General features: G+C 68.1%; 14 protein-coding genes. 3 read left to right on the top strand and 11 right to left on the bottom strand.

Features of this window, described 5'->3' with window-relative positions; genetic code table 11:
• Positions 1-135: 135 nt before the first annotated feature.
• From ABDV69_RS18560 to ABDV69_RS18520, 9 genes are all read right to left on the bottom strand, one after another.
• Positions 136-1017 carry an SDR family oxidoreductase gene (locus ABDV69_RS18560; RefSeq protein WP_343577025.1) on the bottom strand — a complete coding sequence of 294 codons (882 nt, stop codon included), beginning with the start codon at positions 1015-1017 and terminating at the stop codon, positions 136-138.
• 16 nt (positions 1018-1033) lie between these two features.
• The gene (gene mshC, locus ABDV69_RS18555; protein WP_343577024.1) at positions 1034-2287 is read right to left on the bottom strand and encodes a cysteine--1-D-myo-inosityl 2-amino-2-deoxy-alpha-D-glucopyranoside ligase; all 1254 of its coding nucleotides are present in this window, start codon (positions 2285-2287) and stop codon (positions 1034-1036) included.
• Between the two features lie 21 nt (positions 2288-2308).
• A complete protein-coding gene (locus ABDV69_RS18550) occupies positions 2309-3079 on the bottom strand; it encodes an inositol monophosphatase family protein (RefSeq protein ID WP_343577022.1) in 771 nt (256 codons plus the stop codon).
• A gap of 10 nt (positions 3080-3089) precedes the next feature.
• On the bottom strand, positions 3090-3608 hold the full coding sequence (locus tag ABDV69_RS18545) for a DUF2505 domain-containing protein (protein WP_343577019.1): 519 nt from the start codon (positions 3606-3608) through the stop codon (positions 3090-3092).
• Positions 3609-3611: 3 nt separating this feature from the next.
• On the bottom strand, positions 3612-4427 hold the full coding sequence (locus tag ABDV69_RS18540) for an SCO1664 family protein (protein WP_343577016.1): 816 nt from the start codon (positions 4425-4427) through the stop codon (positions 3612-3614).
• The gene (locus ABDV69_RS18535; RefSeq protein ID WP_343577014.1) at positions 4411-4998 is read right to left on the bottom strand and encodes a DUF3090 domain-containing protein; all 588 of its coding nucleotides are present in this window, start codon (positions 4996-4998) and stop codon (positions 4411-4413) included. Before ABDV69_RS18535 ends, ABDV69_RS18540 begins: the two co-directional genes overlap by 17 nt.
• Before the next feature lie 60 nt (positions 4999-5058).
• Positions 5059-5751, bottom strand: coding sequence for a histidine phosphatase family protein (locus tag ABDV69_RS18530; RefSeq protein ID WP_343577011.1), 693 nt, complete (start codon positions 5749-5751; stop codon positions 5059-5061).
• Positions 5748-6578, bottom strand: a complete 831-nt coding sequence (locus ABDV69_RS18525) for an undecaprenyl-diphosphate phosphatase (protein WP_343577029.1) — start codon at positions 6576-6578, stop codon at positions 5748-5750. The genes ABDV69_RS18530 and ABDV69_RS18525 overlap by 4 nt, the downstream gene beginning before the upstream one ends.
• 72 nt (positions 6579-6650) lie before the next feature.
• Entirely contained in the window at positions 6651-6965 is a 315-nt protein-coding gene (locus ABDV69_RS18520) for a hypothetical protein (RefSeq protein ID WP_343577008.1), read from the bottom strand.
• 140 nt (positions 6966-7105) lie between these two features.
• Here ABDV69_RS18520 and ABDV69_RS18515 point away from each other — a divergent pair, with 140 nt between their 5' ends.
• The 3 genes from ABDV69_RS18515 to ABDV69_RS18505 are packed head-to-tail and all read left to right on the top strand — an operon-like array spanning position 7106 to position 9449.
• Positions 7106-8125 (top strand): hypothetical protein, encoded by a 1020-nt coding sequence (locus ABDV69_RS18515; protein WP_343577005.1) that lies wholly within the window; start codon positions 7106-7108, stop codon positions 8123-8125.
• Positions 8122-8373: a DUF5703 family protein gene (locus tag ABDV69_RS18510; RefSeq protein ID WP_343577002.1), complete on the top strand. Its 252-nt coding sequence runs from the start codon at positions 8122-8124 to the stop codon at positions 8371-8373. Before ABDV69_RS18515 ends, ABDV69_RS18510 begins: the two co-directional genes overlap by 4 nt.
• A 2-nt stretch (positions 8374-8375) precedes the next feature.
• Complete coding sequence (locus ABDV69_RS18505) at positions 8376-9449, top strand: quinone-dependent dihydroorotate dehydrogenase (RefSeq protein WP_343576999.1); 1074 nt, start codon at positions 8376-8378, stop codon at positions 9447-9449.
• A gap of 5 nt (positions 9450-9454) precedes the next feature.
• Here the strand turns inward: ABDV69_RS18505 and ABDV69_RS18500 are convergent, their stop codons facing one another.
• Together ABDV69_RS18500 and ABDV69_RS18495 are read right to left on the bottom strand one after the other, a co-directional pair.
• Positions 9455-9985 carry a YbhB/YbcL family Raf kinase inhibitor-like protein gene (locus ABDV69_RS18500; protein ID WP_343576997.1) on the bottom strand — a complete coding sequence of 177 codons (531 nt, stop codon included), beginning with the start codon at positions 9983-9985 and terminating at the stop codon, positions 9455-9457.
• A gap of 27 nt (positions 9986-10012) precedes the next feature.
• On the bottom strand, positions 10013-11368 hold the full coding sequence (locus tag ABDV69_RS18495; RefSeq protein ID WP_343577027.1) for a M20/M25/M40 family metallo-hydrolase: 1356 nt from the start codon (positions 11366-11368) through the stop codon (positions 10013-10015).
• Positions 11369-11371 lie beyond the last annotated feature (3 nt).

The raw sequence follows: 11371 nt of genomic DNA, 5'->3' as shown, positions 1-11371 counted from the left end.
CAAGCCTTGACGACCACGCGCTCAAAATAGGTGAGGCACGACCACCGGCTACGCGCTCAAAGTAGGTGAGGCACGCCACCGTGGACATGCCGACAATAAAAGCCAGTCAGGCTTAAAAGGACAGTGTGTCCGCGGTCAGGACTTGCTCAACTTGGTGTTGTAGGCGCTGGTGGAACGCCCGAGTGCCTCGACTTCCTGGTCCATCCGGGGCAACAGCTCCGCCGCGGTCTTGGCGATCGGGTTCTCGCCGACCGGCATCGACAGCAGCGGCTTGAGCCAGCGGAAGTACCCCACCCAACCCGGGCAGTACACCCGGCGCTTGCGCTGCTCGATGCCCTTGACGAAGGCCGCCGCGCAGTCGTCCACCGAGGTGGTCTGGTTCAGCGGCCACGGCAGCTTGGACAGCAGCTCGGTGAACGACGGCAGGTCGGCCTTGGTGTCGCGAACCAGCGCGGTGTCGATCCAGGACATATGCGCCGAGCCGACGGTGACGCCATGGCCGGCGACCTCGAGTCGCAATGCGTTGGCGAGATGCTCGACGCCCGCCTTCGACGCGTCGTACGGGATCATCCCGGGGGCGGCGGCGAAGGCCGCCAACGACGACACCACCAGCACATAGCCTTTGGTTTCGATCACCGCGGGCAGCGTGGCGCGCACGGTGTGGAACACCCCGGTCAGGTTGACGTCGATGACCCGCTTGAACGCCTCGGGGTCGACCTGCAGCACCGATCCGTAGCTGGCGATGCCGGCGTTGGCGACCACGACGTCGATGCCGCCGAACTTCTGGACGGCCTGCTCGGCGGCGGACTCCATCGCGGCCAGGTTGCACACGTCAGCGACCGCGGTCAGCACATGCTCGTCGCCGCCGAGTTCGGCGGAGATGGTCGCCAGTGCGGCCGCGTCCAAGTCGGTCAGCACCAGCTTGGCGCCCTTGGCGTGCAGGCGGCGGGCCACCTCGGCCCCTATCCCGTGGCCACCACCGGTGATGAATACGACTTGCGAGTTCACTGACGTCATGGCCGCAACCTACCCTCTAACGCCGCGCTGAGGACAATTCCACCCCCAGCAGTGCATCGGTCAGGGCAGCCACGGCCGGCGGCGCCTCAGCGTCGTGGCCGCCGTACTCCAGCGCATCGGTTGTCCAACCATCAAGTGCAGCAAGCGCTTTGGGCGTGTCCAGATCGTCGGCGAGATACTGGCGGACCCGGGCGATCACGTCACCGGCAGCCGGGCCGGCGGGCAGCGCGGTCGCGGCCCGCCAGCGCTGCAGCCGGGCCGTGGAATCGTCGAGCACCTGCGGCGTCCACTCGCGGTCGGACCGGTAATGCCCGGCCAGCAGGCCCAACCGGATGGCGACGGGATCGACGCCCTCGGCGCGCAGCCCGGACACCAGAATCAAGTTGCCGCGGCTCTTGGACATCTTGTGGCCGTCGAGGGCGATCATGCCGGCGTGCACATAGTGGCCGGCGAATCGCCTTTCACCGGTGACGGATTCGGCGTGCGCGGCGGTGAACTCGTGATGCGGGAAGATCAGGTCCCTACCGCCGCCCTGGATGTCGAGGCCGCTGCCGATGCGGCTGAGCGCGATCGCCGCGCACTCGACGTGCCAGCCCGGCCGGCCAGCGCCGAACGGCGAAGGCCAGCTCGGCTCACCCGGCCGGGTGGCCCGCCACAGCAGCGCGTCGAGCCGATCGGTCTTGCCCGCCCGATCCGGGTCGCCGCCGCGCTCGGCGAACAGCGTCAGCATGGTGTCGCGGTCGTAGCCGGATTCGTAGCCGAACTGCGGCGTGGCGTCGGCGCGGTAGTACACGTCGGGGAACTCGGCATCCTCGACGACGTAGGCGGCTCCGGAGGCGAGCATTTTCTCGACAAGCTCGACGACCTCGGCCACCGCGTCGGTGGCCGCGACGTATTCGCGCGGCGGCAACACCCGCAGCGCGGTCATGTCGTCGCGGTACAGCTGGGTCTCGCGGGCCGCCAGGTCGCGCCAATCGATGCCGTCGCGGTCGGCCCGCTCCAACAGCGGATCGTCGACGTCGGTGACGTTCTGCAGGTAGTGCACGTCGTGGCCGAGGTCGAGCCACAGCCGGTGGATCAGGTCGAACGCCAGGTAGGTGGCGGCGTGGCCGAGGTGGGTGGCGTCGTACGGCGTGATGCCGCAGACGTACATGGTGGCGGTCGGCCCGGCCGACACCGGGCGCACCTGACGATCGGAGCTGTCGTACAGCCGCAGCTCTGGGCCGCGTCCCGGCACTACAGGTAGGGGTGCCGAAGGCCAGGACTGCATACCGTCGACTCTAAGGTGTCGCTAGCCTGCCAACCGGATCGCGCCCAGCAACAGATCCGCCAACTCGGCGCGACACATCAGGAAGTCGGGCAGATACGGGTCGGGCCGGTTGTAGATCATCTCGGAACCGTCGAGGCGAGACGCGTGCATGCCGGCCGCCAGAATCACACCCGCCGGGGCGGCCGAGTCCCACTCCCATTGCCCGCCGGCGTGGATGTAGGCGTCGGCGTCGCCGCGCACCACCGACATCGCCTTGGCGCCGGCCGAGCCGATCCGGACGAACTCCACGTCCAGCTGCCGGGCCAGGTAGTACAGCACGGCCGGCGGACGATTGGAGCTGGCGGTGATCCGGATCGGGCCGGAAAGCGTTGCGGTAGGGGCAATTACGGTATCGCTGCGATGCAACTCCGCCATCGCCGGCAGAGCGACCGCGGCGTCGGTGATCGCGCCGTTCGGACCGCCGTGTCGTTGCCACAGTGCGACGTGCACGGCCCAGTCGTCGCGGCCCTCCCAGCAGAATTCGCGCGTTCCGTCCAGCGGGTCGACGATCCAGACCCGGTCGGACCGCAGCCGCTTCAGATCGTCGTGCGCCTCTTCGCTGAGCACCGCGTCGCCCGGGCGCTCGGCGTGTAGTCGCTCGAGCAGCAACGCGTTGGCCTGGCTGTCGCCCTCGTCGCCGAGCAGCCACGGGTGGTCGAAACCGACCCGGTCGCGGACGGCCAGCAACAGCTTTCCCGCTTCCTCGGCGAGGTCGGCGGCCAGTGCCGCGTCGCTGAGAGGCTCGGGGTTCACCGGTCCAGTATCACTGACGGCCCGGGCGGTTCGTCACGATCCAGGTGTTGGTGAAGCGTTGCACCGCGCCGATCTCGGCACCGAGACGGCTGACGACGAAGTGCTCCACCTGGCCGCCCACCAGCGGGATATTCACCCGCACGCCTGCGCTGAAGTCCAGCCGCGAACCCGTCCCCGCCGGCACCAGCGACACCGTCCCGACCGCGGACACCGGCGCCCCCGGCACCTTCACCGTGATCGCGCCGCGCGCCGTGCCGTCACCGACCGGACGCCAGGTTTCGGTGCGCGCCATCTCGAACTCACCGGGAACCAACGCGGTAACCACCTTGGGCAGCCGATTCGCCAAGAGGCTGACCGTCAGAGCCGCGGTGACGCTTCCGCCCGGGTCGACGGTCAGCGAATCCAGCGTCGCGGTGCCACCGTCGAAAGCGGCCAGCCTTGCCTGCCAGTAGGTCTCGTCGGCGAATGCGGCCAGGATCTCGTCGACCGCGACGGGCGCGTGCAGCGACAGTGACAGCGAGCGGGACATCGGTCAGAACGCGGGCCAGGGAATCGGGTGGTGCCGGTCTGGGCTCGGCATCACCGGGTGGGCGAGCAGCACCCGGGCTCGCAGCCGCAGCGCCGCGATCTCGGCGCTGCTGAGGTGCTCGGACAGAGCTTCCCCCAGCGAGTCGGCGAGTCCGTCGACCAGACACGACACCCTCTCCAACGTCTTGTCGTCGATTTTCTTGCCGGCCCATCCCCACAGCACGGTGCGGAGCTTGTCCTCGACGTGCAGGCTCACCCCGTGGTCGACGCCGTAGACGTCGCCGCCCAGGCCGCGCAGCACGTGACCGCCCTTGCGATCGGCGTTGTTGATCAGCACGTCGAAGACCGCCATCCGCCACAGCCGGACGTCGTCGGCGTGCACCAACTCGACCGGGTCGCCGGCGTAGTCATAGGCGCGCAGCACCGGCAGATAGCCGCGCGGGCAGCGGTCGGCCGGAACCAGGTCGACCAGATCCAGCTCGGGCCCGGGATCTGAGTCCGGCGTGTCACCGGGCTGGTCCACCCATCGCTGCAGCATCCCCGGGCCGGCCGGGCCATGCCGGATGATGGTGTAGGGCACGATGTTCCAGCCCAGATGCGCCGACACCAGATAGGCGCTGAGTTCGCGGCCGGCCAGGGTGCCGTCGGGAAAGTCCCACAGCGGCTGCTCGCCGGAGATCGGCTTGTACACGCAGTGCACGGTGTGCTCGTCCAGGGTCGCCTCGCACAAAAAGGTGGCGTTGCTCGCCGAGCGGATGCGTCCCAGGACCGTCAACTCGCCGGTGCGTAGTACCGCGCGATCGTCAGGCCTCGGCGTCATCGTCCGGCCCGAGCAGCGCGCTGCGCCGGTAGCCGTTGGTCCGCGCACAAATGTGTCCTTGCGCGTCCAGCGGCTCGTCGCACAGCGGGCACGGTGGGCGACCGGCGGAGATGACGGCGTTGGACCGGGTGGCGAACTCGCGAGCGGACTGCGGGGTCAGGAACACCCGCACGGCGTCGGGTCCCTCGTCGGTGTCGTCGAGCACCACGGACGCGTCGAACTCGGTGTCGCTGACCGCGAGCAGTTCGACGACCACGGTCTGCGCCTCGGAGTCCCAGCCCAATCCCATGGTCCCGACCCGGAATTCCGCGTCGACGGGAGTCACCAGCGGGCTGAGGTCTTCCACCTTGTCGGTCTCCGGCGGAACCGGCGTGCCGAACCGGCGATTCACCTCGACCAGCAGCGCGTCGATCCGCTCGGCGAGCACCGCGACTTGCTGCTTTTCCAGCACCACCGACACCACCCGGGCGTCGTGCACGGCCTGCAGGTAGAAAGTGCGGTTTCCGGGCTGCCCAACGGTCCCGGCGACGAATCGGTCGGGTGAGCGGAAGACGTGGATCGAACGAGACATGACATGTCCAAAATACCGGCTGTGGCAGCGGAGTCGTAAATCCAGGCCTCGGTGGACCGCTCAGTCCGTCGAGCCGCCGACCACCGCATCGTCGGCCGCAGAGTCACCCGCGGGTGCCGGTGGCGGCGTCAGCGCGGACGTCAGGCTGGCCCCGGTGTGGTTGGAGTGCAGCACGAACGGGCGCAGCCGGGTGTAACGGATCACACTGACCGACGCCGGGTCCGCGGAAATCCGCTGGAAGCCATCCAGATGCACACCCAGCGCATCGGCAACGACGGCCTTGATGACATCGCCGTGGGTACAGGCCAGCCATAGCACGTCGCCGTCGTGTTGCTCGGCCAACCTGGCGTCGTGGTCCCGAACTGCGGCGACGGCGCGCGTCTGGACCCCGGCCAACCCCTCGCCGCCGGGGAACACCGCCGCGCTGGGGTGCGCTTGGACCACCGCCCACAGCGGCTCGGAGACCAGGTCGCCGATTTTGCGGCCGGTCCACTCGCCGTAGTCGACTTCGGCGAGCCGCTCGTCGATCTCGACCTCGACACCGAGTGCGGCAGCCAGCGGCTCGAGGGTCTGCCGGCAGCGCAGCAGCGGTGAGCTCGCCACCGCGCGGATCGGCAGCTCACCGAGCCGGTCGACCAGCTCGGCGGCTTGCTGGCGGCCTTTGTCGTCGAGCTCGACGCCTTCGGAGCGGCCGGCCAGCGTGTGCGCGGTGTTGGAGGTGGACCGGCCGTGCCGCAGCAGGATGACCGTCATACCGCCTTCACCGCCCCGGTGGCCAACAGAATCAGCACGGATACGCCGGCCACCACGCGATAGCCGACAAACCAATACATGCTGTGCCGCAACAGGAATCGCAGGAACCACGCCACCGCGGCCAAGCCGACGACGAACGCGATCACCGTCGCCACCAACAGTTGCGGGCCCGTCGCGCTCATACCGTCGCGCACCGGGTGGAACGCGTCCGGGATGGAGAACAACCCGGATGCAAAGACCGCCGGAATCGCCAGCAGGAAGCCGAACCGGGCGGACAATTCGCGCTGCAGGCCACCGAACAGGCCGGCGCTGATGGTCGCCCCGGACCGGGATACCCCGGGCACCAACGCCAACGTCTGAGCCGTACCGACGATGACGGCATCGCGCCAGGTCAGCTGCTCGACGCCGCGGGACTGCCGCCCGAGTCGCTCGGCCAGTGCGATCACCGCCGAGAACACCACCAGCGCAGTCGCGATCACCCACAGGTTGCGCACGCCGGAGCGAATCTCGTCGGAGAACAGCAGACCCAACACGCAGATCGGAATGGTGCCGATGATGACGTACCAGCCCAGGCGGTAATCGACCGCGCGATGAGCCGGGTTCAACAGTCCTTTGAACCACGCCACCAGGATCCGGCCGATGTCGCGGGCGAAGTACACCAAAACCGCTGCCTCAGTGCCCAATTGGGACACAGCCGTGAAAGACGCGCCGGCATCGTCAGCGAAGAAGACCCGGGACACGATGGCCAGGTGGCCCGAGGATGACACCGGTAGAAATTCGGTCAGGCCCTGAACGACGGCCAACACGACAACCTGCCACCACGACATCGCCTGCACCGCATGCACGACGACGACCGTACCGGGTCGCCCACGCCGCCAGGCCGGACAGCCCTGCGGGGTCTAGCTGGACGGCTCGGCGAGGGCAACCGCGTCGCGAACGGCGGCGCCCAGGCTGCGCTGGTCGGTGATGTCGACGTCGACCACAGTTCGTCGCGCCGTGGCGACAATGTCCTCGGGCTGCGGGACCGGACCTTTGAGCCGCGGCCGGTAGACCTCGACCAGCAACTGCTGACCCTCGATGCAAAACGCGAAACTTCGGCCGTCACCGACCTGCCCAAAGCCACTGGCCAGGACTTTCGCGGAGAAGGCACCCAGCCACATGTCCTCGATCGCGAACTGTCCACCTGAGAATTGGCCGTCTTCGGCAACGCTCATAGGCTGACCATACCCCGCTGTCTGTCCCGACCCGCTCTGACTTACCCGACCCGCGCTGCTAGACCACCCTGTTACCCTGGCGAGCCCCCCGAGTACCCGAGAGTTACCCCGTGCCAGCAAACCGTAAACCCGATGCACGCATGCGTCGGACAGCCGCCATGGGCCTGCTGTTTGCCCTCGTGCTCTCGCCGGCGTGCTCGAAGAAGCCCTTCGACGACCTCCCAGCCGGGGGCACACCGGCGCAGGCGGCACAGTCACCCCCGGTGACGCAGACTCCGGCGGGGGTGGTTCGTCCCTTGGCCGCGCGAGCGCAGAGCGCGGTGTTCGACGCGCGGACCGGGAAGCTGGTGACCGTCGCTCCTGGGCCTACCGCAAGCGCGCCGTCAACGCTGGCCTTGATGGGCTCGCAGCAGACATCTCAGCGGGTGATACAGCTGCCCGGGCCGGCGACCGGACTGACCGGCGACAACGCCGGGACCGCCTATCTGTCCACGCACGGTGGCTATTTCATGGTCGACCTGGCGGTCGGCCACGCCACTCGGATGAGCCTTCGTGATGCCGGCGGCATCGACTTCACCGCGATCGCCCGCCGGGCCGACGGCACGGTGGTGTTGGGGACTTCTGACGGGACGCTGTACTTGGTTGGTCCCGGGGCGACTGACGTCAATCGGACGCAAGTGCATTCTCACGTTGATTCGCTTGCTGCTCAAGGCAATACCGTCGCGGTGCTGGATCGCGAACAGACGTCGATTGTCACCGTCGGCGCCGACGGCCGAATTGGGCAGTCGCTGCGCGCCGGTCGGGGCGCGACCACCATGGTGGCCGATTCGGCAGGCCGGTTGCTGGTGAGTGACACCCGGGGCGGTCAGCTGCTGGTGTTCGGGGTCGACCCCTTGATTCTGCGTCAGGCCTGTCCGGTCGCGGATTCCCCGTACGGCGTCGTCGGGTCGCGCGGGTTGGCTTGGGTGTCGCAGACCCTGACGAATACTGTTATTGGTTACGATCTATCGACCGGAATACCACTGGAAAAGGTACGGTACCCATCCGTGCGGCAACCCAACGCGCTGGCCTTCGACGATGCCGCGGGCACGCTATATGTGGTCTCGGGCGACGGCGGGGGCGTCCAAGTCATCGAGCACGCGGCGACGGGCGCGCGTTGACGGCGGCCCGGCACGGCAACCTGCCGGTGGAGTGGAACGCCGACCTGTCCGACGAATACGAGTGGGCCCCTCTGCGTCTGCCACCCGAGGTCACCCGGCTCAGCGCCTCGACCCGACTGTCCATCGAAGCGGAGTACCGCGGCTGGGAATTGACCAGGGTACGGCTCTACACCGACGGGACCCGACGAGTGTTGTTGCGCCGCAGAAGACCTCGCGCCGAAAACGCATCCGGTCAGCCGGACCTGTGACGGTGGGTTCACCCTCGTATACAGCGCTGCGCCGCTTGCTGTTCCTGGTGCCCGCAGAACGCATCCACCGCATCGTGTTCGCCGGGCTGCGCGGCGCCACCGCCACCTCGGCGGTCCGGCGCCAACTGAGCCGCCGGCTGGCGCCGATGGACCCGGTGCTGGCCAGCACGGTGTTCGGCGTCGACTTTCCCGGCCCGCTCGGCCTGGCCGCCGGCTTCGACAAAGACGGAACCGGCCTCAACGCTTGGGGCGCATTGGGTTTCGGCTATGCCGAAGTCGGCACCGTCACCGCCCACGCGCAGCCGGGCAACCCGCAGCCCAGGCTGTTCCGGCTGCCCGACGACCGCGCCCTGCTCAACCGGATGGGCTTCAACAACCACGGCGCCGCCGCACTGGCCGCGAGGTTGGCCGGCCACCGATCCGACGTTCCGATCGGCGTCAACATCGGCAAGACCAAGATCACCGCAGCCGAGGATGCCGCTGCGGACTATCGGGCCAGCGCCCGCCTGCTCGGGCCGCACGCCGCGTATGTGGTGGTCAACGTGAGCTCGCCCAACACGCCCGGACTGCGTGACCTGCAGACAGTCGAATCGCTGCGCGCGATCCTGGCGGCCGTGCTCGCTGAGACGACGACTCCGGTGCTGGTGAAGATCGCACCCGATCTGACCGACACCGACGTCGACGACATCGCAGACCTGGCAGTCGAACTCGGCCTGGCCGGCATCGTCGCGACCAACACCACGGTGTCGCGCGACGGACTGGCCACGCCAGGTGTCGAGCAACTCGGCAGCGGCGGCATCTCGGGGCCGCCGCTGCGCGCCCGTGCCGCCGAGGTGCTGCAGCGGCTGTACGGCCGGGTCGGTGACCGGCTGACGCTGATCAGCGTCGGTGGCATAGAGACCGTCGACGATGCCTGGGACAGGATCACCTTCGGAGCGTCACTGCTGCAGGGCTATACGGGTTTTGTCTACGGTGGAGGCCTGTGGGCCAAACACATTCACGACGGTCTGGCGCTTAGGTTGCGCGAACGTGGATTCGGCTCTTTGAGCGACGCCGTGGGATCGGCAAACCGCTAGGCGGGTTATTTCTGCTCGTAGGTCGCGTGAATCACCGCTCGCGCGATCGCGTGCTGGAAGAGGTTGAAACCCAGGAACGCCGGGCTGGCATCCTCCGGCAGGTCGAGCTTGTCGACGTCGACCGCGTGCACAGCGACGTAATAGCGGTGCGGCCCGTGGCCGGCGGGCGGGGCGGCGCCGATGTAGCGACGTTGACCGGCGTCGTTGACCAGCGTCAGCGCGTCGCCGGGCAGATTGCTGCCGTCCCCGACACCGGCGGGTAGTTCGTGAACCGAGGCGGGCAGATTGGCCACCGCCCAGTGCCAGAAGCCGGATGCCGTCGGGGCATCCGGGTCGTAGACGGTCACCGCGAAACTCTTTGTGCCGTGCGGAAATCCTGACCAGCTCAGCTGCGGGCTGACGTCCTCGCCGCCAGCGCCCATGATTCCGCTGACCTGCGGTGTGGCCAGCGTCTGCCCGTCGGCGAACGACGCCGACTCCAGCGCAAACGTCGGCAACGCCGGTAGCGCGGCGTATGGGTCGGGTGTTGCGGTCATAACTTTCAGTCCCTCTCTGGTTGTCGGCTAGCAGTGCATCAGAAAGTGTGCGAGCACCTCGGTGCCGAATTTCAACGCGTCTACGGGTACCCGTTCGTCGATGCCGTGGAACAGCGCCGCAAAATCGAGGTCCGGCGGCAGCCGCAGCGGGGCAAAACCGAAGCAACGAATACCCAGACGCTGGAACGCTTTCGCGTCGGTTCCACCGGAAAGCATGTACGGCACGGTCCGGGCGTCCGGATCGACGGCCAGCAGCGCCGCGTTCATGGCGTCGACCAGGTCGCCGTCGAATGTCGTCTCATACGACGGCAGTGTGGTGATCCATTCGCGGGTCACGTCGGGCCCGATCAGCTCGTCGACTTCGGTCTCGAACGCCGCCAGGCGGCCGGGCAGAATCCGGCAGTCCACCACCGCCACGGCGGTGGCCGGCACCACATTGGTTTTGTAACCGGCCTCGAGCATTGTCGGGTTGGCGGTGTCACGCAGCGTTGCTTTCACAATTCGCGCAATCGGCCCAAGCTTCTCGACGGCCCCGTCCAGGTCGGGTGACTCGGTGTCGAAAGTGAATCCGGTTTCTTCGCCGACGGCGGTCAGGAATTGCACGACGCTGTCGGTCGGCAGTACCGGAAAAACGTGGCGCCCCAGCTTCGCGACCGCCTCGGCAAGAGTGGTGACCGCATTGTGGTCATGGACCATCGAGCCGTGACCCGGCCGACCGTGCGCGGTCAGCCGCATCCAGTGCATGCTCTTCTCGGCGGTCTCGATCAGGTAGAGCCGCCGCTCGCCGCCGTCGCGCCGGGGCACCGTCAGCGAGAAGCCGCCGACTTCGCCGACCGCCTCGGTGATGCCCTCGAACAGGTCGGGCCGGTTGTCCACCAGCCACTGCGAGCCGTAGGTGCCGCCGTTCTCTTCGTCGGCGACGAACGCGAACACCAGGTCGCGTGGCGGAATAATGCCGGACCGACGGAAATGCCGGGCCAGGACGAGCATCATGCCGACCATGTCCTTCATGTCGACCGCGCCGCGGCCCCAGACATAGCCGCCTTCGACGGCCCCGGAAAAGGGGTGCACGCTCCACTCGGCCGGCTCGGCGGGCACCACGTCGAGGTGTCCGTGGATCAGCAGCGCACCGCGCGAGCTGTCAGCGCCCTCCAGCCGGGCGAACACGTTGCCCCGGCCGGGCGCACCGGATTCCAGGTACTCGACCTGGTAGCCGACCTCCTCGAGCTGTGCCGCCACCCAGTGGGCGCAGTCCGCCTCGCCCTTGGTGGTTGCGAGGTCGCCGGTGTTGGTGGTGTCGAACCGGATCAGCCTGCTGACCACGTCCACAACGTCGTCGATCGGAGTCTCGGTAGGCACCGTCACAGTCACCTTTCCTACCACTGA

The organism is Mycobacterium sp., assembly GCF_039583785.1.
In the GTDB taxonomy this organism is placed as follows: Bacteria; Actinomycetota; Actinomycetes; order Mycobacteriales; family Mycobacteriaceae; genus Mycobacterium.
Note: the sequence above shows the minus strand (reverse complement) of the source record. Positions and strands in the feature narration are given on the sequence as shown.